Below are 19,731 nucleotides of genomic sequence, written 5' to 3'. Positions count from 1 at the left end.
TCTACATAGGGTCCGGTCTCCCGGCCAGGATCGTTCGTGGTGGCTTGATCACGACACCGGTATCCCGCGGGAACGGTGATCGGAGTAAGACTGTGGCCATGCTGGTTTCGTTTCCACGGTTGGTGTCGCGGACGCAAGGGTTCTCGCTCGGGCGGCCGCACCGGTTCACGGTCGCTCCGGACGGCAAACGCCTCGTGTTCCTGCGCAGCCGGGGCGGGGACGACCCGGTCCGGCTGCTGTGGGAGCTCGACCTCACCACCGGCGAGGAGCGGCTGGTCGGCGAGCGTGGGGCGTCGGCGGCGGACCAGCCGATGTCGGCGGCCGAGCGGGCCCGGCGGGAACGGACGCGCGACCGGTCGGCCGGCATCTCGGACTACAGCACCGACGACAGCGTGCGCTTCGTCGCGTACACGTCGGGGGAGAAGCTCTTCCTGGCCGACACCGGGACGGGGGAGGTGCGCGAGCTGCCGGCCCGCACGCCGCTGACCGATGCCACGATCAGCCCGGACGGCCGCGCGGTGGCCTACGTGCACGACGGCGGGCTGCGCGTCATCGGCAGCGACGGCGCCGGGGACCGCGCGCTGGCCACGCCCGAGGGCGACGACATCACGTACGGGCTGGCCGAGCACGTCGCGTCGGAGTCGATGGAACGGACGCGCGGGTTCTGGTGGGCGCCGGACGGGCAGCGCCTCGCGGTGGCGCGGGTCGACAACACGCCGCTCGAGATCTGGTATCTGAGCGACCCGACCGAGCCGGCGCAGCCGCCGACCGCGCAGCGCTACCCCCGGGCGGGCACGGCCAACGCCGTCGTGGAGCTGTTCGTGCTGGGCCTCGACGGTGATCGGCAGGCTGTCGACTTCGGGTGGGACGACTACGAGTACCTGGTCGACGTGGTGTGGGACGAGCACGGGCTGCTCGCCGTGCTGCAGAACAGGCCGCAGACGACGATGCGCGTGCTGGACGTGGAGCGCGCCGGGGTGCTGGCCGAGCTGACCGATCCGATGTGGACCAGCATCGTGCCGGGCTTCCCGCGGCGTACCTCGGGTGGGTCCCTGGTCTGGACGGCCGACCGCGGGGACACCCGGCACCTCAGCGTGGGTGGCGAACCGGTCACGCCGCCGGGCTTGCAGGTCTCCGCGTTGTGCGGGGTCGACGGCGACACCGTGCTGTTCACCGGCTCGTCCGAACCCACCGAGGAACACGTGTGGACGTGGTCGGCGACGGACGGGCTGCGCCGGCTCACGACCGAGCCCGGGGAGCACAACGGTGTGCGCGCGGGCGGGGTCACCGTCATCACCTCGGCGACGCTCACCGGGTCGACGGTCACCTGCGCCGGGCGTACGGTGCGGAGCCTGGCCCTCAGCTCGCCGGTGGTCCCCAAGGTCTCCCTGCTGCGCGCCGGCCCCCGCGAGCTGCGCACCGCCGTGCTGTTCCCGGCCGTGTGGCAGCGCGGCGAGCGGCTGCCGGTGCTGCTCGACCCGTACGGTGGCCCGGCCGCCCGGCGCGTCCTGGCCGACCGGCGGCAGTTCTACGTCTCGCAGTGGTTCGCCGACCAGGGGTTCGCGGTGATCGTCGCGGACGGGCGGGGCACCCCGGGACGCGGCCCGCGGTGGGAACGCGAGGCCCGCGGCGAGCGGATCGGCAAGGTGCTCGACGACCAGGTCGAGGCGCTCGAGACCGTGGCCGCGCTCTACCCCGAGCTCGACCTGGGACGCGTCGGCGTCCGGGGCTGGTCGGACGGCGGCTACCTGGCGGCGGCCGCGGTGCTGCGCCGCCCGGACGTCTTCCACGCCGCGGTGGCCGGGGCGCCGGTGACCGACGAGCGGCTGTACGACACGCACTGGCAGGAGAGGTACCTCGGCGATCCGCGGGTCGACCCGGCGACGTACGACAACGAGTCCCTGATCGGTGACGCGCCGCGGCTGGAGCGGCCGCTCATGCTGATCCACGGCCTGTCCGACGACAACGTCTACCCGGCGCACACCCTGCGGCTCTCGGCCGCCCTGCTCGCCGCCGGCAAGCCGCACACGCTGCTGACGCTTCCCGGCGCCAGCCACATGCCACCCGACGTCGACCTGCTCACGCCGGAACTACGCTTCCTGCAGGACGCACTCGCCCCGCGCTGAGCTCCAGCACGCGATCGACCCGGTCGAGCCCTTCGGGCCGGTGGGCCAGCAGCAGGACGGAGCCGTCGGCCGCGTCGAGCAGGTCGGCCATCAGCTCGCCGGCGACGTCCGCGTCCAGGCCCTCGGTCGGCTCGTCCAGGATGAGCAGCGCGGGCTCGGCCAGCAGCGCCCGCGCGGTGGCGAAGCGCCGGGCCTGACCGCCCGACATCGTCGTGCCGCCGCTGCCCAGCCACGTGTCCAGCCCGTCCGGCAGGCCGTCGAGCCACCGGTCCAGCCGGACGCGGGCCAGGACGGCCCGGAGGTCGTCGTCACCGGCGCCGGGCCGGGCCAGCCGGAGGTTCTCCCGCACCGTGGAGGCGAAGATGTGGTCGGTGTCGTCGCCGACCAGCACGACGCGTCCGGCGTCCCGCGACACGGTGCCGGCGCGCGGATCGAGCAGCCCGGCGACGACCGCCGCCAGCGTCGACTTGCCGGAGCCCGAGCGGCCCACCACGGCCACCCGCGAGCCGGCCGGGAGGTCCAGGGTCAGCTCGCGCAGGGCGGGCCCGGCGGCCGGGTCCCAACCGGCGGTGACCCGCTCGAGACGAATGCCCCCGCCGCCCTCGGCCGGCTGCGCCGTCGCGACGGGCGGTTCCGTGGTCAGCCCGGCGAGGCGGGTCTCGGCGCCGGCCGCCCGTTGCCGGGCCACGGCGGCGTCGGGCAGCGTGAGGACGGTCTCGCCGAGCACGACCGTGGCCAGCAGCAGCACCGCGGCCCACTCGGGGCTCAGACCGCCCAGCGCGAACGCCACCCCGACGACGGCGAGGCCCCAGCCGAGATGCGCGAGCGCGGTGGCCCCGCCGGCCGCCCGGGCGGCCCGGGCCTCCAGCCGGGCCAGGTCGTGGCTGCGCCGCCGCGGTACGTCGGTCAGGCCCTCGCCGGTGGCCAGGTCCTCGAGGCCGTCGACCGTCTCGACCATCGCGTCGCGCAGCCGGGCCCGGGCCTCACCGGTGGCCGTCTCGTCACGCGCGGACTGACGGGCGGCCAGCGCGGGGGCCAGGATCCCGGAGATCAGCAGGCCGGCGGCGAGAGGAAGCGCGGCCGCCGGGCTCAGCAGGACGGCGGCGGCGCCGGCGACCACGACGGTGACGGCCGCGACGAAGGCCGGCATACGGCCGCGGAGCAGACCGTCGACGCGGGCGTCCACGTCGTCGGCCACCTTGCTGAGCAGGTCGCCGCGGCGGCGCAGCCGGGGGCCGGGCACCCGGGGGATCAGGTCGGCGAAGACCCGGGCGCGCCAGGCGCCGAGCCGGGCGAACGCGACGTCGTGCGCGACGAGCCGTTCGAGGTAGCGCAGCAGGGGGCGGGTCACGGCGCTGCCCCGGACGAGGACCACGGCGGTGGAGAGCGTCAGCACGGGAGGCAGGAAGGAGGCGCGGACGAGGAGCCAGGCGGCGGCGCCGGTGAGGACGAGGCCGGCCAGCGAGGAGCCGCTGCCGAGCGCGACGGCGACACCGGCCCGGCGCCACCAGGGCCGGGCGTGGTGGCTGTCGGCCGGCGCTGTCGTTGCCCCGGCGGTGTCGAGCAGGTTGTGTGTCTCGGCCGCGGTGGCGCTGCGTTGGCCTTCGACCGCGGTGGCGGCGGCGCTGCGTCGGCCGTCGACCGCGGCGGCGCTGCGTTGGCCGTCGACGGGCGTGGCGGAGGCGCTGCGTTGGTCGTCGACCGCGGTGATGGAGGCGGTCCGCTCGGACGGGGGTGGGGTCAGCCGGACGATGCGGTCGGCGGCGGCCAGGAGTGCCGGACGGTGGGCGACCACGAGGATCGCGCAACCGGCCCGGGCGGCCTCGCGCAGGCGGGCGATGACCAGCGCTTCGGTGGTCGGGTCCAGGTGGGCGGTCGGCTCGTCCAGCAACAGGGTGGCCTGCGCGTTGTCAAGCTGGTCCACGGGGTTGTGGACGAACGTGGCGCCTGTGGACAACCCGGACGCGCTCGGCGGCGAAAAAGTAGAGTCGACCTCACCTCCCCGGGTGGGTGGGCAGGCTAGGGGGCGTAGGGCGGAGGCGTTGGCCTGGTGCAGGAGGGGACCGTGGGCCTGGTGCAGGAGGGCGGCCAGGGCCAGCCGCTGGCGCTGGCCGGCGGAAACACCGGTGCCACGCTCGCCGAGCGGGGTCGCCGGGGTCAGGCCGGTCAGGCCGACGGTGCCGAGGGCTTCGGCGATGACGTCGTCGGTGGTGCCGGCGGGGAAGAGGTCGGCGATCGTCCGGGCGTGCGGCAGCGCCGGGCGTTGCGGGAGATAGAGCGGCCGGGTGGCGTGGGCGACGCCCGTGTACGCGTCCTGCAAGCCGGCCAGCACACGCAGGATGGTGGTCTTCCCGGCGCCCGACGGGCCGCTCAGCGCGACGATCTCGCCCGGCCGCACGACGAGGTCGTCCAGCGCGGCCGCGTCCCGGGCAGTCCCGGGATAGCGGGAACGCACGCCCGCGGCGACTACGCCGGCGCGCTCGGCTGAGCTCGCGGCCGGTGCGGTCAGGTCCGGCGCGGCAAAGCCCGGCACCGCGCCCGGCCCGGCAACGCCTGGCCCGACGGCGTCCGGCCCGACGGCGTCCGGCCCGACGGCGTCCGGCCCGACGGCGTCCGGCCCGACGGCGTCCGGCATGGCGGCGCCCGGCACGACCGCGCCCGGCACGACGGCGCCCGGCACGACGGCGCCCGGCACGACCGCGCCCGGCACGACGGCGCCCGGCACGACGGCGCCCGGCACGACCGCGCCCGGCATGGCGGCGCCCGGCATGGCGGCGCTCCGCCCGGCGGCGCCCGGCTCGTTCCTGTCCGGCGCGGCGGCGGTCGGTGTGTCGGTGGGCGGGGTGGTCAGGATCTCGTCGACGTCGGAGATGACGGCGGTGGCGTCGGTGGAGGCGTGGTAGCGGGCGGCCATCTCGCGCAGCGGCCGGTACGCCTCCGGCGCCAGCAGGATGATGAACAGCGCCGGACCGAGGGCCAGGTCGCCGGCGGCCACGCGCAGGCCGGCCTCGACGGCGATCAGCCCCACCGACAGCGTGCCGACCAGGTCGAGGGCGGTCGACGACAGGAAGGCGACCCGCAGCACCCGCAGCGTGGCCGATCGGTGCTGGTCGGTCAGGTTCTCGATGACCTCGGTCTGCCGGTCGGCCCGGCCGAAGACCCGCAGGGTGGGCAGGCCGCGGACCACGTCGAGGAAGTGCCCGGCCAGGCGGGCGTCGGCCTGCCAGCGGCGGCGGGCGCGGGCCTGGGTGGCCCAGCCGATCAGCGCGCCCAGCACGGGGATCAGCGGCAGCGTGACCAGCGCGATGATCGCCGAGGCGGGGTCGACCAGGGCCATCGCCACGATGACCAGCGGGGGCAGGGCCACGCCGAGCACCAGCGCGGGCAGGTAGCCGCTGAACCAGGGCTTGAGCGCGTCGAGCCCGGTGGTGAGGACGGCGGTCAGGCGGCCGGCTCCGAAGGCGGCCACCCAGGCCGGGCCACGCCGCGGGAGCACGGCCAGCATCGAGCGGCGCAGTTCGTCGGTGACGCGGGCGGCCGTGCGGCGGGCTACGACCTGCTCGGCCCAGGACAGCACGGCCCGGGCGACGTACGCGCCGGCCAGCGCGGCTGCCGCCCAGCCGGGGCCGCGGGTCACCAGCAGGGTCAGCGCGACCGCGACGAGCAGGGTGGCGGCGGCCTGGCCGGCGCCGAGCAGGGCCAGCCCGGCGATGCCGCCCCGGCTGGTGCGGGCGTGCCGCACCAGCCGGGGGTCCAGCGGCCCGCGAGGCGGCGCCGACCGCTGGGGAGCCACGGCCTCCGTACCCGGAGAGGAGGGAGAGGTGGCCGTGGCAGTCATGAGGGGACCCGTTCGCTGGCGACCCGGCGGCGGAACACCCAGTAGCTGTAGGCCTGGTAGGCGAGGACGCCGGGGAGGATGAGCAGTCCGGCCCAGGTGATCAGCTCCAGGGCCTGCGGGGTGGCGGCCGCGCTGTCGCGGGTGAGGGCCCACGCGGGGTCGAGGGTGCTGTGCAGCACGACCGGGCCGCGGGTGGTGAACACGGCGATGACGGCGCCGGCCACTCCTGCGGCCGTCGCGGCGAAGGCCAGGGCTTCCCGGCCGGTGCGGGCGAGCAGGCCGGCGGCGAAGGCGAGCACGGCCGCGACCAGCGTGAGCCCGGAACCCGTGCTGACGCCGGCGACGAGCAGCGCGACCGCCCCGCCGGTGCCCAGCCACCGCGCCAGCGTCCGGGCGCGGCGGCGCAGCGGGCCGCTCGTGCGCAGCGACAGGAAGGTCGCCCCGAGCAGCAGCGCGGCATAGAGAGCGGCCAGCGCGCCGAGCCCGGCCGCCGGGGTCAGCACCGGGCCGAGGGTGCGGTCGAAGCCGCCGCCCACGACGTTGCCGTCGGCGTCGATCGCCAGGCCGTGAGCGAAGGCGGCCAGCAGGGCGCCCCAGACTCCCACGATGCCCAGCGAGCTGACCGCCAGGGCGGCGTCGGCCCGGCGGCGGTAGCGCTCGCCGTCGCCCTTGCCGCGGAATTCCAGGGCCACGCCGCGGACCGCCAGCAGCAGCAGGAGCACGACCATGGGCAGGTAGAGCCCGGACAGCAGGGCGGAATACCAGGCCGGGAACGCGGCGAACGTGACGCCGATGGCGGCGACCAGCCAGACCTCGTTGCCGTCCCAGAACGGGCCGATGGTGCGCACGGCCGCGCCCCGCTCGTGGTCGTCGCGCCCGAGCACCGGGCCGAGCAGCCCGACGCCGAAGTCGAAGCCCTCGAGCACGAAGAACAACACCCAGGCGAGCACGACGACCGAGAACCAGAAGGTGATCATGTCGCTCCTCAGTAGACCGGGACGGGTTCGGGCTTCTCGGCGGCGACCTCGGCCGGGGCCAGCGGCTGGCGCGCGAGGTGGCGGACCAGGCGGAGCCAGACCACGGCGACGATCCCGTAGACCACCGTGAAGCCGGCCAGCGACGCGACGACCTCCGAGCTGGTCAGTCCGGGGGAGATGCCGTCGGCGACCTTGGAGATGCCGAACGCGATCCACGGCTGCCGGGCGGTCTCGGTGAAGATCCAGCCGAACGTGTTGGCCGCGGCGGGCAGCAGCGGGATGAGCGGGAGCCACCGGGTCAGCCAGTGCGGGGCGGTGCGGGCCTTGCGCGTCCGCCACAGGTAGTAGGCGGCGATCGCGGCGGCCAGCATGCCCACGCCGATCATCAGGCGGAACGTCCAGAACGCGACCGGGATCATCGGCACGTACGAACCGGGGCCGTACTCGGCCACGTACTGGGCCTGCAGGTCGTTGATCCCCTCGACGGTCGCGCCGGGGTTGCCCTTGGCCAGGATGGACAGCAGCCACGGGATCTGCAGCGAGAACTCGGGCAGCGGGGCGCCGGTGGCGAAGACCGAGAACGGCGCGCCGGAGGTGGAGTTGTAGAGCGCCTCGGCCGCGGCCATCTTCATCGGCTGGACCTCGGTGATGACCTTGCCGAGGTGGTCGCCGGTGAGTGCCGTCAGCGCCCCGCCGCTCAGCGTCAGCCAGGCGCCGAGACGGGCCAGGACCCGGTACGCCGGGTCGGCCGCCAGGCGCCACACGCCGATGGCCAGCAGGAGCGCGCCGCCGACCATGATCGCGCCCGCCATCGTGTGCGGGAACGCGGCCAGGTTGACCTTGTTGAGCATCAGGTCGGTGAACGACGTGAGCCTCGCCCGGCCGGTGACCGGGTCCAGGGCGTACGCGACCGGGTTCTGCATGAAGGAGTTGGCGGCCAGGATGATGAACGCCGAGAGCAGCGTGCCGGCCGCGACGATCATGATGCAGGCGGTGTGGATCGCGCGGGGCAGGCGGTCCCAGCCGAAATACCAGAGCGCCAGGAACGTCGCCTCGAGGAAGAACGCGAGCATCCCCTCGATGGCCAGCGTCGGCCCGAAGACGTCGCCGTAGAACTTGGCGAACGCGCTCCACCCGAGCCCGAACTGGAACTCCTGGACCAGGCCGGTGACCACGCCGACCGCGAACGTGACGATCAGCAGCTTGCCGACCAGCTTGGTCAGGTGCAGGTAGTCCTCGCGCTTGGTGCGCAGCCAGGCGATCTGCAGGCCGGCGGCGGTCGCGGCCAGGCTGATCGACAGCGGCACGAAGAAGTAGTGGTAGATCGTCACGACCGCGAACTGCAGCCGGGTCAAGTCCAGCACGTCCATGTGGGTGCCCCTCTACGACGTCTCGTAGTAGATACTACGCCTCGTAGTACGACATGGTGAAGTAGAGGCGGTATGCTCGGTCACATGGCTCTCGGGGATCTGGAACGCGAGGTCATGACGCAGTTGTGGGACGCCGGTGAGCCACTCACCGTGCGACAGGTGCACGAGCGCCTGAGCCGTCAGCGCGACTTGGCCTATACGACGGTGATGACCGTGCTCGACCGGCTGGCGAAAAAGGGTGTGGTCACGCAGCAGAAGGCCGACCGGGCCTACCGGTACGCGCCGGCCCAGACCCGCGAGGAGATGACCGCCTCGGTCATGCTCGACGCGCTCACCTCCAGCGACGATCAGGACGCCGCGCTGGCCTACTTCGTCGGGCGGCTCCCACCCGACGCGCTGGCGGCGGCGATCGAAGCCGCCCGGAAGAAATGACCGGGTGACCGCCCTCCTGCTGGGCGCGCTCGGCCTCACGCTGTCGCTGATCGTGCCCGGCATCCTGGCCAACGCGCGCTGGCCCGACCGCGCGCCGGTGGCCGCGGTCGTCCTCTGGCAGGCCGTCACCCTGACCGCCGTGCTGGCCGCTCTGGGGGTCGTGCTGGCCGCGCCCGAGGAGGTCACCCGGGCCGCCGGGTCGGGCCGCCCGGTCGTCGAGGCCGCCCTGATCGGCGCGCTGGCCGTCGCCGCGCTGATCATCGTGCGGCTGCTGGTCTCGCTGATCGGGGTCAGCCGCCGCTCGCGTGCCCGCCGGGCCCGGCACCGGATGCTGGTCGACCTGCTCGACCGGGCCGAGCAGCACCGGGAGCTCGGCCCCGACAACCTGCGCGTGCTCGACGGCCCGCTGCCGCTGGCCTACTGCGTGCCGGGCCGCGAGCCGCGGGTGGTGCTCAGTCACGGGGTGCTGCAGGTGCTCGACCGCGAGCAGGTCGACGCCGTGCTGGCCCACGAGCAGACCCACCTGCGTCACCGGCACGAGGTGGTGATGGAGTCGTTCACCGCCTTCTATCGCGCGGTGCCACGCCCGCTGCGCAGCCGGCTGCCGCTGGACGCCGTCCACCTGCTGCTCGAGATGATCGCCGACGACGTCGCCCGCCGCCGGGTCGGCGCCGCCCCGCTGCGGGCCGCGCTCGAGCGGCTGAGCGACGCCGTCCCCCTCACGGAGGACGCGGCGGCCGATCCGCGCGGTGACGCCCGCCGGCGCCGGCTGGCCCGGCTCGGCGAGTCGCACACCGGGTCCGTCGCCCTGACCGTCCTCGTGACAGTGGCCGCGGCCGGCCTGCTGGTGTTACCGACGGTGATTCTGGTGGTGCCCTGGCTAGACAGAGCCCTGGAAGCGTGGCCACTCTCGTGACGCTGCGTATAGGAAGCGGTGCTCAAAGTTCCGGGCCGGAGTGCCTTCAACCGACGACATGATCGGGAGTACGGTGTTGTCCGGTCCGCCAGCCCCCCATCGTCCAACCGGCCGATCTGACGGGCCACCGCCCAATCGCCCCGCGGGGCGAACCGGGGACCCGAGTAGTCGGGGTGAAGCCGCGAGGTGTCGCGGCCGGGCGCGCTTCCCGTCCGAACCCGTCAGCTGACCCGGTCGGCGGCGTGAGGGAAGAAAGGACACCACACCTCCGTGCGTCGTGCCGCAGTAGCGCGCAGCCTGGTCTGCGCCCTCGCCGCGGCCGGGATCATCTTTTCCGGCCCCGCCGTGGCGCAGGCCGCGCCCTCGCCCTCGACGGTCGAGGCGCAGATCGACAAGCAGTGGAACCAGCTCGAGCCGGTCATCGAGCAGTACAACGACGTGCACGGCAAGCTGATCAAGAACCGTGCGCAGCAGAAGAAGCTCGCCGCCCAGATCACCCCGCTCGAGGCGAAAGTCGACGCGGCGATGCGGCAGGTGCGCGGGATGGCGATCGACGCGTACAAGCAGGGCGCGCCCAACGCGGTCAACGCGCTGCTGGTCACCGGGTCGCCGACCGGGCTGACCGACAAGTTGCTCTACCTCGACCAGCTCGCCCGTCAGCAGCGCGAGCAGATCGCCGGCGTCGCCGCGCTGCGCGACAAGCTCACCGCGACCAAGACCGACCTGGACGTCGTGACCAAGGCGAACGCGGCCCGCGACGTCGACCTGGCCCAGCGCAAGACCGCCATCGAGAAGAAGATCACCTCGCTGCAGAAGCTGCGGATCCAGGCGTACGGCTCGGCCGACGTCAACGACGGGCCGTTCCGGCTCGGGCCGTGTCCGGTCGACTACACCAACGACAAGGGCGGCCGGGCGGCCCAGCGGGCGTGCGACCTGATCGGCAAGCCCTACGTCTTCGGTTCGGCCGGGCCCAACTCGTACGACTGCTCGGGCCTGACCCAGGAGGCCTGGGCCGGCGTCGGCGTGCACCTGGACCACTACACGAAGGATCAGTGGAACCAGGGCCGGCCGGTGTCGAGGGCCGAGCTCCAACCGGGGGACCTGGTGTTCTACTACCCCGGCAGCCTGCATCACGTCTCCATCTACATCGGCGGCGGCATGGTCGTGCACGCGCCGCACACGGGCGACCATGTGCGGATGGCGACGATCGAACGGGGCCCGATCGCGGGTTACCGGCGACCGGGCTGATCCACGGCTTGCCAGAACGTCGAAGGCCGTCGGGGCGTGCCCCGGCGGCCTTTCCGTATGGTCGCCGCGGGCATAATGCGCTGTCATGAGCGACTCGCCCTTGATCGACAGCCTCACCGCGGCCGTCGAGGCCCGGCCCGACGACCTGACGCTGCGCCTGCACCTCGCCGAGCTGCTGGTCGGGGCCGGGCGAGGGGCCGAGGCGATCGGGCACGCGGCTCAGGTGCTGGCCCGGGAGCCCGGTAACGGCGCCGCCCGGAAACTGATGAGCTCCGCCCTCGGTGAGCCGCAGCCGGCCCCGGGTGAGAAAGCGCCGGCCAAGCCGGCGGACGGCGTCGACTGGGCCGCGATGGAGCAGGAACTCGGCGACATCGTGCCGCCGCGCTTCTCGGACGAGCCCGAGCCGGTGCGGGGCGAGGAGGACCGGACCTTCGACATCGAGCGGTCGACGATCACGCTCGCCGACGTGGGCGGCATGCAGGAGGTCAAGAAGCGCCTCGAGGTGTCGTTCCTCGGGCCGCTCAAGAACCCCAAGCTGCGGACGCTGTTCGGCAAGAGCCTGCGCGGCGGCCTGCTGCTGTACGGCCCGCCCGGCTGCGGCAAGACCTTCCTGGCCCGGGCCGTCGCGGGGGAGATGGGCGCCGCGTTCATCTCGCTGTCGATCACCGACGTGCTCAACATGTGGATCGGCAGCTCCGAGCGCAACCTGCACGACCTGTTCGACTCGGCGCGCGGGCACGCCCCGTGTGTGCTGTTCCTCGACGAGATCGACGCGCTCGGCCACAAGCGCAGCCAGCTCGCCTCGTCGTCCATGCGTACCGTGGTCAACCAGCTGCTCACCGAGCTCGACGGCGTCGACGGCAACAACGACGGTGTCTTCGTGCTGGCCGCCACCAATGCGCCCTGGGACATCGACCCGGCCCTGCGCCGTCCCGGGCGCCTGGACCGTACGCTGCTGGTCCTCCCGCCCGACAAGCCGGCCCGGGCGGCGATCCTGCAGTACCACCTGCGCGACCGCCCGGTGGCGGCCGTCGACCTGGGCCGGGTCGCCGACGTGACCGAGAACTACTCCGGCGCCGACCTGGCCCACATCTGCGAGACCGCGGCCGAGTTCGCCATGCGCGACTCCATCGCGACCGGCGAGATCCGCATGATCAACCAGCAGGACGTGCTCGACGCCGTCCGCGAGATCCGCCCGTCCACCGACGGCTGGTTCGCGACGGCTCGCAACGTCGCCATGTTCGCCAACGAGTCGGGCGAGTACGACGAGCTGGCCGCGTACCTGAAAAAGCGCCGGCGGTGACCTCGCTGCCGCCGGGCGTGTGAGGAGGGGTGTCCCCCTCCTCACGCCGCGCTACTTGTCCGAAGACGGCTTCTCGGCCGGCGCGCCGGCGGGTTCCGGGCGGCGGCCCGAACGCGCGTAGGCCAGCATGGCCACGATCAGCGCGAGCACCCCGGCGACCAGCCCGGCGATGCCGAAGCCGTTCGAGCTGTTCGACTCCTCGGCGGCGGGCTCGGCCACCGCGGTGGCGGCGGGAGCGGCCGCGGCGGTGTCGCCGCCCTCGGCGGCCGCGGCCCCGATCTTCAGCACGGGAGCGGGCGACTCGGGCTCCGTGCCGTCGGTGGACGGCTCGTCGATCCAGCGCACGACCGTGCCGTCCGAGTACGTCTGGAGCGCCTTGAAGATCATCTCGCCCGACTCGGGCAGCGGGCCCATCGAGACGTCGAACTCCTGGAACTGACCCGGCTTGACCTCGAATCCGCCCTTGGCCGTCCAGGTGATCTTGGAGACGGCTTCGGTGATCTGCGCGCCGTGCGCCTCCAGCGGCTTGGCGAGCTTCGAGACGGTGGTGGCCACGTCCCAGCCGGTGACCGGCTTGACCGACACCGAGGCGATCGGCTTGTCGGCCGGCAGATTGACCTCGACCTTGGTCGTGGAGTCCTTGTCGGACTCGTTGGGCACCCGGAAGGTGACCTTGGCGTACCCGCCGGCGGTCGCGGTGTCGGGGTTCACCGTGACGTGGGCGGCGGCCGGGGCGGCCAGTGCCAGGGTGAGCCCGGCGACGGTGGCGCCCACCAGTGCCGAGCGCTTGATCAGGGACATCCTTGTCGTACCTTCCGCGAGGGGGATTCCGCCCGGTGCCGGGCACTCCTCGTTGGTCGGGCCCCGCCGCGGAAAAGTTCCCCGCGTCTTTTTCTTTTCCGGAGCCGGCTCCGGTCTCTATCTCAGGGCCGGGAGCCGTACGTCGACCCGCAGCCCGGGATCGGCGTCGCCCAGGGTCACCGTGCCGCCGTGCCGCCGGGTCAGCTCGCGCACGATGGCCAGGCCCAGCCCCGACCCGCCGGCGTCCCGGGCCCGCGCGTCGTCGAGCCGGGTGAAGCGGTCGAAGACCCGCTCCCGGTCGGCCGCCGGGATGCCCGGGCCGTCGTCGGTCACGGTGATCAGCCGATGCGTGCCGTTGGCCGTCACGGCCACGTCGACCCGTGATGTGGCGTGCCGGACGGCGTTGTCCAGCAGATTAGCGACCACGCGGCCCAGAGCGTCCGGCTCACCGGTGACCTCCGTCGGCGCCGCGGGCCGGACGAAGGTGACCGTCGGGTAGCGGTCGGCCACGTCGCCGACCAGCGCGCCCAGGTCGACCGAGCGGAACGGCGCCGACACGGCCCGGCCGCCGCCGTCGTCGGACCGGGCGAGCAGCAGCAGGTCGTCGACGAGCCGGCTGAGCCGGTCGACGTCGGTCAGCAGGTCGTGCGAGAGCGCCTGCCAGTCGGTGTCCGGCAGCCGCTGGGCGACCTCCAGCTCGGTCCGCATGTTGGTCAGCGGGCTGCGCAGCTCGTGCGCGGCGTCGGCGACGAAGGCGCGCTGCCGGACCCGGGCCGACTCGAGCCGGTGCAGCATGCCGTTCAGCGTGACCGCGAGCCGGTGGATCTCGTCGCGTGACTCCGGCACGGGCAGCCGTCCTTCCCTCGTACCCCCGGTGATCTCCTCGGCTCCGGCCCGGAGCGCGTCCACCGGGTGCAGCACGGCCCCGAGCACCCGCCACAGCACAGCGGCCAGCAGCCCGATCAGCAAGGGAAAGGTCACCAGCAGGGCCACCCGCAGGATGTGCACGCCCTGGCTGAGATCGTTGGTGGAGCGGGCGACCAGCACCCGCACCGGGTCGGTCGGCGGCCCGGCCACCTTCATCACCACGCGGGCGCCACCCCCGGACAGGCCGATCCGGCTGCCCGGGATGTCGCGCACCTGCTCGTCGGCGAGGTCGCGCAGCTCGTCCTGGTAGAGCATGGGGGTCAGCCGGTCGGCGCCCGGCGAGAGGGCCAGCACCCGGCCGCTCGCGTCGATGACCTGCACCTGCATCGCCGGGTTGACCTCGATGCGCTCGCTCAGCGACTTCTGGTCGACGAGCTTGGCCACGCCCCGCGCGGTGTCCAGGGCCTCGGTGTTGACCGCGCGCAACAGCGCGAAGTTGAGCACCCCGACCAGCAGGACCCCGCCGACGGCGAGCCCGGCGGTCAGGGCCAGCACCGAGACCAGGACGAGCCGGCCCCGCAGGCTGATCTCCCCCAGGCGTTTCACCGCGGCCGGCCCGGCGCCGGATCGAGGCCCGGCATCAGACCGCGGCCAGCCGGTAGCCCGCTCCGCGCACGGTCTCGAGCCGATCCCGCCCGATCTTGCGGCGCAGATAGCCGACGTACACCTCGACGGCGTTGGGGGCGGTCTCGATCGCCGCGTCCCACACGTGGTCGAGCAGCTCGATCTTGCTGACCACCTCGCCCGGGCGGCGCATCAGATATTCGAGCAGCGCGAACTCGCGGGCCGTGAGCGTCACCTCGTCGCCGGCCACCATCACCCGCCGCTCGGCCGGGTCGAGCTCGACGTCGCCGTGCCGCAGCACGGTCGGGCGCTCGTGCACCCCGCGGCGCAGCAGCGCCCGCAGCCGGGCGAGCAGGACGACGTACGAGAAAGGCTTGGTCAGATAGTCGTCGGCGCCGCAGTCCAGGCCGTCGGCCTGGTCGTACTCGCCGTCCTTGGCCGACAGCATGAGCACCGGCACCCAGTTCTGCTCGGCGCGCAGCTGACGCACCACCCGATAGCCGCTCAGCCGGGGCAGCATCACGTCGAGAATCATCGCGTCGTAGCCACCGTGCCGGGCCAGCTCGAGGCCGTCCTGCCCGTCGCCCGACACGTCGACCGCGAATCCCTCGGCCTGCAACCCACGCTGCAGCGCGGCGGCAAGCCGCGCTTCGTCTTCCACCACCAGCAACCGCACCCCACTACCTTGGCATGACAGGGGCAACCCCTAGGGGCTGCTCTCAGCCCGGTCACAGCGGTGCGGGCGCACTCTTGTGGCAGATCAACGGGAGGTGGACATCGTGTCCGTGTTCAGGTCAAGGCCGGCGCTTCGCTGGCTCGTACCGTCGGCCGCAGCGGTCGTCGTCATCGGTGGCGGCGCCGCGGCGGGGACGATCGTTGCGAGCGCCGATCCGGCGTTGCCCGAGCGCAGCGCCGCACAACTGCTCGTCGACCTGCAGAACGCCAGGGTCGACGGGCTTTCCGGCACCATCGTGCAGAGTGCCGATCTCGGTCTGCCCAAGATTTCCGGGCTCACCGACGGGGCGTCCGGGCAGGCCGCGCTGGCCAACCTGGTCGCCGGCAGCAACACCGCGCGGGTCTGGTACGCCGGTGAGGACAAGGCCCGGTTCGCGCTGGTCGGCACGGCGGGCGAGACCGACGTCATCCGCAACGGCCCGGACGTGTGGCTGTGGCAGAGCGAGGGCAACAAGGCCACGCACCTGAAGGTGCCGGCCGAGGCCGGTAAGAAGCCGCAGGAGCTGCCCACGGGCGTGCCGACGACGCCGCAGGGTGCGGCCGACGCCGCGCTGGCCGCGATCGACGACACGACCAAGGTGTCGACGACCGGCGCCGCCAAGGTGGCCGACCGGGACGCGTACGAGCTGGTGCTGACGCCGAAGGCGGAGCGGTCGCTGATCGGTCAGGTGCGGCTGGCGGTCGACGCCGAGAAGCACATCCCGCTGCGCGTCGACGTCTACGCCAAGAACGCGACCAGCCCGGCCATCCGGGTGGCGTTCACGCAGATCAGCTTCGAGACGCCCGACGCCCAGCAGTTCGCCTTCAACCCGCCGCCGGGCGCGAAGGTGACCGAGTCGAACGTCAACCAGCTGCACAAGGACGCCGAGAAGGCGGCCAAGGAGCGCGAGGCCGTGCCGCCGGCCGCAGCCAAGGCCAAGGGTGCCGAGGCGCCCAAGGTGATCGGTGAGGGCTGGGCGTCCATCGTCACGGCCAAGCTGCCGGAGGGCGGCGACTCGTCGAGCGCCGAGGCCAAGCAGGCCGAGGGCCTGCTGACCATGCTGCCCGAGGCGAGCGGCACGTGGGGCAAGGGCCGGGTCTTCTCCGGATCGCTGTTCAGCGTGCTGATCGTGGACGACGGCCGGGTCTTCGCCGGTGCGGTCGCCCCCGAGTCGCTCTACGAGGCAGCGGCCAAGAAGTAACCGCCCAATAGTTCTAGAACTCTCGACCGCGTTGTGCAACACTGCGGGAGAGAGTTCTAGAACTTTGGAGGCGGCGCATGTCCATCTCAATGATCGAACCGGTCGCCGGTCGCTTCGGCGACTTCGGCGGCCGGTTCGTTCCCGAGTCTCTCGTCCCCGCCTGCGGGGCGCTGGCGGCGGCCTTCCGCGACGCGTGGGCCGATCCCGCCTTCCGGGCCGAACTCGACGAACTGCTGGACGTGTACGCCGGCCGTCCCACGCCGCTCACGCCGGCCCGGCGGCTGTCGGCCGAACTCGGCATCGAGCTGCTGCTCAAGCGCGAGGACCTGGCCCACACCGGCTCGCACAAAATCAACAACGTGCTCGGTCAGGCGCTGCTCGCCCGCCGGATGGGCAAGACCCGGCTGATCGCCGAGACGGGCGCCGGCCAGCACGGAGTCGCCACGGCCACCGCGGCCGCGCTGCTCGGCCTCGAGGCCACGATCTACATGGGCGAGCGCGACATCGAGCGGCAACAGCTCAACGTCCTGCGCATGACGACCCTGGGCGCCGCCGTCGTCCCGGTCACCACCGGCAGCCGTACGCTCAAGGACGCGACCAACGAGGCGATGCGCAACTGGGTGGCCGACGTGGACGACGCCCACTTCCTGCTCGGCTCGGTCGGCGGCCCGCACCCCTACCCATGGATGGTGCGCGAGCTGCAACGCGTGATCGGCGACGAGGCCCGCCGCCAGGTGACCCGGGTGCCCGACGTGGTCGTGGCCTGCGTGGGCGGCGGCTCCAACGCGGCCGGCACGTTCGCCGGCTTCGTCGACACGCCCGCCCGCCTGGTCGGGGTCGAGGCAGCCGGCGGCGCCGCCATGAGCAACGGCCTCCCCGGCGTCGTGCACGGCGCCCGCTCGATGGTCCTGCAGGACGCCGACGGCCAGGTCGCCGAGGCCGAGTCGATCGCGGCCGGGCTCGACTATCCCGGCATCGGACCCGAGCACGCGCATCTGGGCGCCGTCGGCCGGGCCGAATATCACACGGTCAAGGACGACGAGGTCGTGCTCGCGGTGCGGCGCCTGGCCCGGGCCGAGGGCATCATCTGCGCCCTCGAGACGGCCCACGCGGTGGCCTGGGTGCTGCGCGAGGCGGGCAGCCCGCTGCTGCCCGCCGGTTCACGGGTGGTTCTCACCCTGTCCGGCCGGGGCGACAAGGACATGGCCACGCTGGGAGCCGTCGCATGACCGCGAAGCAGGCCGCCGGCCGCAGCCTCCTGGGCCCGGCCCACCCCGCCGCCAACCGTCCACTCCCGGCCGACAAGCCCGTGATCCACCGCTCCGGCCTCGAAGCCGACCAAGCCGACCAAGCGGACGAAGCGCCGGGCGTCCAGAAACTCGCAACTCGCCGGGCCGGCGGGGCGGCGGGCGGCGATCCGGGACCTGGCGGTGCCGGCGGGAATGCTGAGCCTGAGCCGGGAACTGGCGGTTCCGACGGGGACGCTGTCGCTGAGCCGGGGCCTGGCGGGGATGCTGGGGCGAAGCCGGGGCCTGGTGGCGCGGGCGGTACTGGTCCGCTGGCCGGCGGCGGGGGTGGCGCTGATCCGCTCGCTGGTCGGGCGGCGGCCGGGGCGGGCCGGCCGGGGCGCAAGCTGCTGGTGCCCTACCTGACGGCGGGCGTCACCGACAACTGGATCGACTATCTGCTGGCCATGCAGGAAGCAGGGGCGGACGCGGTCGAGATCGGGCTGCCGTTCTCCGACCCCATGCTCGACGGCACCACCGTGCAGCAGAGCGCCGACCGGGCCCTGGCCCGCGGCGTCACGATGACGTCGATCCTGCGTGAGCTCCACGAGGCGCGGGGTCGGCTGCGGGTCCCGCTGATCGCCTTCACCTACGCCAACCTGGTGTTCCGGCCGGGTCCGGCGGTCTTCTGCCGGCGGCTGGCCGAGGCCGGAGTCCACGGCCTGATCGTGCCCGACCTGCCGCTCGACGAGGCCGGCGAGGTCGAGCGGGCGGCGGCCGAGGCCGGCGTCGACCTGACCCTGCTGGTCGCTCCGGTCACCTCCGACGAGCGGCTGGCCGAGATTGTCCGGCGCAGCCGGGGCTACATCTACGCGATCAGCCGCATGGGCACCACCGGCGAACGCGACTCCCTGGCCGCCTCCGCCGCCACCCTGGCCACGCGGATCAAGGCAGCGCAGGCGGCCGCGACTTCGGCCCCGGCCAGCCCCCGCACAGGCACCAGCACCAGCGCGGGCGCCGCCATCAGCATCGCCACCGGCACAACCTCGAGCACGGATGCCGCCACTGCCACCGACATGGGCACCAGCACCAGCCTCGGCGCCCGTGCTTTCCCGCCGCCCCTGGCGGGCGCGACGCCCTCGCACGGGCCGGTGGGGCGGTTGCCGGTGTTGATCGGGTTCGGGGTTTCCGGGCCCGGGCAGGCGGCCGAGGCGGGACGCGCGGGGGACGGTGTTGTGGTCGGGTCGGCTCTGATGCGTAGGGTGCTCGACGGGGCCACGCCGCGCGACCTGACCGAGGATGTCGCGGCGTTGCGTGCGGCCCTCGACGCTCTCGACCAGGAGGCTTCCGCTGACCGCGCCGCGTACGCCGAAGTATCGGGTGATCGCCGATGACCTGAGCACCAAGATCCGGGGCGGGGAGCTGTCGCCGGGGTCGGCCCTGCCGCCGCAGAAGGAGCTGAGCGCCCGTTACGGCGTCACGCTGGCGACGCTGCGGCAGGCCCTGCAACAGCTCGAGGACGACGGGCTGCTCTCGCAGCAGCCGGGCCGCGGGACGTTCGTCGCCGAGCCCCGGGCCGCCTATCGGCTGGACTCGCTGCGCGGCTTCGCCGAGGATCTGCGCGCCCAGGGCCGGCTGGTCGCCACCCAGATCGTCGACCAGGTCGTGGGCCGGCCGCCCGCGTGGGCGGTCGCGCGCTTCGGCGACGCGCTCCCGGCCGTGCGGCTCGAGCGCCTCCGCCTGCTGGCCGGTCGTCCCGCCGTGCACCAGGTGTCGTGGATCCGCGGCCTCGAGCTGGCCGAGACCGACCTCAGCGGGTCGTCGCTCTACGCCGCGCTGGCCGACCACGGCATCGCGGTCCACCGGGCGAGCGAGTCGGTGCGTCCCGGCGCCCTCGACCAGACCACCGCGACGCTGCTGCGCCAGCCGATCGGCACCCCCGCTTTCCTCTCCGAACGTGTCACCTACGGCCTCGACGACCGGACGCTGGTGGCCGACCGGGCCACCATCCTCGGCACCATGCTCGAGATCCGCACCGAGCGCGAAGTGACCGGCCTGTCCATGCAGTGGGCCGAGCTCTCCTGACC

Annotated in this window: 15 protein-coding genes and 1 riboswitch; of the genes, 9 read left to right on the top strand and 6 right to left on the bottom strand. The window is 73.6% G+C overall.

Translation table 11 applies throughout. The features are described from left to right. Positions 1-98: 98 nt before the first annotated feature. Entirely contained in the window at positions 99-2,126 is a 2,028-nt protein-coding gene (locus tag HJC40_RS19445; RefSeq protein WP_250002561.1) for a prolyl oligopeptidase family serine peptidase, read from the top strand. On the opposite strand, the gene cydC is transcribed toward HJC40_RS19445, so the two are convergent. From cydC to HJC40_RS19430, 3 genes are read right to left on the bottom strand one after another with little or no spacing between them, the layout of a single operon-like run. Next, on the bottom strand, positions 2,080-5,964 hold the full coding sequence (cydC, locus tag HJC40_RS19440; RefSeq protein WP_250002560.1) for a thiol reductant ABC exporter subunit CydC: 3,885 nt from the start codon (positions 5,962-5,964) through the stop codon (positions 2,080-2,082). The genes HJC40_RS19445 and cydC overlap by 47 nt on opposite strands. Next, complete coding sequence (cydB, locus tag HJC40_RS19435) at positions 5,961-6,941, bottom strand: cytochrome d ubiquinol oxidase subunit II (protein WP_250002559.1); 981 nt, start codon at positions 6,939-6,941, stop codon at positions 5,961-5,963. The genes cydC and cydB overlap by 4 nt, the downstream gene beginning before the upstream one ends. 8 nt (positions 6,942-6,949) lie before the next feature. Continuing rightward, complete coding sequence (locus HJC40_RS19430; RefSeq protein WP_250002558.1) at positions 6,950-8,311, bottom strand: cytochrome ubiquinol oxidase subunit I; 1,362 nt, start codon at positions 8,309-8,311, stop codon at positions 6,950-6,952. Between the two features lie 84 nt (positions 8,312-8,395). On the opposite strand from HJC40_RS19430, the gene HJC40_RS19425 reads away from it, so the two are divergent. From HJC40_RS19425 to HJC40_RS19410, 4 genes are all read left to right on the top strand, one after another. Further along, the gene (locus HJC40_RS19425; RefSeq protein WP_250002557.1) at positions 8,396-8,743 is read left to right on the top strand and encodes a BlaI/MecI/CopY family transcriptional regulator; all 348 of its coding nucleotides are present in this window, start codon (positions 8,396-8,398) and stop codon (positions 8,741-8,743) included. A 4-nt stretch (positions 8,744-8,747) separates the two neighbouring features. Continuing rightward, the gene (locus HJC40_RS19420) at positions 8,748-9,659 is read left to right on the top strand and encodes a M56 family metallopeptidase (protein ID WP_250002556.1); all 912 of its coding nucleotides are present in this window, start codon (positions 8,748-8,750) and stop codon (positions 9,657-9,659) included. 118 nt (positions 9,660-9,777) lie between these two features. Next, positions 9,778-9,913: riboswitch (cyclic di-AMP (ydaO/yuaA leader) on the top strand. Between the two features lie 16 nt (positions 9,914-9,929). Continuing rightward, positions 9,930-10,907, top strand: coding sequence for an NlpC/P60 family protein (locus tag HJC40_RS19415; RefSeq protein WP_250002555.1), 978 nt, complete (start codon positions 9,930-9,932; stop codon positions 10,905-10,907). Between the two features lie 85 nt (positions 10,908-10,992). Continuing rightward, a complete protein-coding gene (locus tag HJC40_RS19410) occupies positions 10,993-12,210 on the top strand; it encodes a tetratricopeptide repeat protein (RefSeq protein ID WP_250002554.1) in 1,218 nt (405 codons plus the stop codon). 51 nt (positions 12,211-12,261) lie between these two features. Here HJC40_RS19410 and HJC40_RS19405 read toward each other — a convergent pair whose 3' ends face one another. The 3 genes from HJC40_RS19405 to HJC40_RS19395 all read right to left on the bottom strand — a co-directional run bounded on the left by HJC40_RS19405 (position 12,262) and on the right by HJC40_RS19395 (position 15,178). Next, positions 12,262-13,011, bottom strand: a complete 750-nt coding sequence (locus HJC40_RS19405) for a YcnI family protein (RefSeq protein WP_250002553.1) — start codon at positions 13,009-13,011, stop codon at positions 12,262-12,264. A gap of 117 nt (positions 13,012-13,128) precedes the next feature. Then, positions 13,129-14,484, bottom strand: a complete 1,356-nt coding sequence (locus tag HJC40_RS19400) for an ATP-binding protein (protein WP_250002552.1) — start codon at positions 14,482-14,484, stop codon at positions 13,129-13,131. A 34-nt stretch (positions 14,485-14,518) separates the two neighbouring features. Beyond that, positions 14,519-15,178, bottom strand: a complete 660-nt coding sequence (locus tag HJC40_RS19395; RefSeq protein ID WP_250002551.1) for a response regulator transcription factor — start codon at positions 15,176-15,178, stop codon at positions 14,519-14,521. 103 nt (positions 15,179-15,281) lie between these two features. On the opposite strand from HJC40_RS19395, the gene HJC40_RS19390 reads away from it, so the two are divergent. The 4 genes from HJC40_RS19390 (at position 15,282) to HJC40_RS19375 (ending at position 19,729) form a co-directional block, all read left to right on the top strand. Further along, positions 15,282-16,418, top strand: a complete 1,137-nt coding sequence (locus tag HJC40_RS19390; RefSeq protein ID WP_250002550.1) for a sigma-E factor regulatory protein RseB domain-containing protein — start codon at positions 15,282-15,284, stop codon at positions 16,416-16,418. Between the two features lie 77 nt (positions 16,419-16,495). Beyond that, entirely contained in the window at positions 16,496-17,647 is a 1,152-nt protein-coding gene (gene trpB / locus HJC40_RS19385; protein WP_250002549.1) for a tryptophan synthase subunit beta, read from the top strand. Then, the gene (gene trpA / locus HJC40_RS19380; RefSeq protein WP_284043450.1) at positions 17,644-19,038 is read left to right on the top strand and encodes a tryptophan synthase subunit alpha; all 1,395 of its coding nucleotides are present in this window, start codon (positions 17,644-17,646) and stop codon (positions 19,036-19,038) included. Before trpB ends, trpA begins: the two co-directional genes overlap by 4 nt. Next, positions 19,025-19,729, top strand: a complete 705-nt coding sequence (locus HJC40_RS19375) for a GntR family transcriptional regulator (RefSeq protein WP_250002548.1) — start codon at positions 19,025-19,027, stop codon at positions 19,727-19,729. Before trpA ends, HJC40_RS19375 begins: the two co-directional genes overlap by 14 nt. Positions 19,730-19,731: the final 2 nt, after the last annotated feature.

The sequence above is a fragment of the Actinoplanes sp. M2I2 genome, from assembly GCF_023544445.1.
In the GTDB taxonomy this organism is placed as follows: domain Bacteria; phylum Actinomycetota; class Actinomycetes; order Mycobacteriales; family Micromonosporaceae; genus Actinoplanes.
Note: the sequence above shows the minus strand (reverse complement) of the source record. Positions and strands in the feature narration are given on the sequence as shown.

Excerpts from the sequence above, each read along its gene's own strand:
- HJC40_RS19445 (WP_250002561.1), top strand. The coding sequence starts at position 99 with ATGCTGGTTTCGTTTCCACGGTTGGTGTCGCGGACGCAAGGGTTCTCG.
- trpB (WP_250002549.1), top strand. The coding sequence starts at position 16,496 with ATGTCCATCTCAATGATCGAACCGGTCGCCGGTCGCTTCGGCGACTTC.
- HJC40_RS19410 (WP_250002554.1), top strand. The coding sequence starts at position 10,993 with ATGAGCGACTCGCCCTTGATCGACAGCCTCACCGCGGCCGTCGAGGCC.
- cydB (WP_250002559.1), bottom strand. The coding sequence starts at position 6,941 with ATGATCACCTTCTGGTTCTCGGTCGTCGTGCTCGCCTGGGTGTTGTTC.
- cydC (WP_250002560.1), bottom strand. The coding sequence starts at position 5,964 with ATGACTGCCACGGCCACCTCTCCCTCCTCTCCGGGTACGGAGGCCGTG.
- HJC40_RS19430 (WP_250002558.1), bottom strand. The coding sequence starts at position 8,311 with ATGGACGTGCTGGACTTGACCCGGCTGCAGTTCGCGGTCGTGACGATC.
- HJC40_RS19425 (WP_250002557.1), top strand. The coding sequence starts at position 8,396 with ATGGCTCTCGGGGATCTGGAACGCGAGGTCATGACGCAGTTGTGGGAC.
- trpA (WP_284043450.1), top strand. The coding sequence starts at position 17,644 with ATGACCGCGAAGCAGGCCGCCGGCCGCAGCCTCCTGGGCCCGGCCCAC.
- HJC40_RS19405 (WP_250002553.1), bottom strand. The coding sequence starts at position 13,011 with ATGTCCCTGATCAAGCGCTCGGCACTGGTGGGCGCCACCGTCGCCGGG.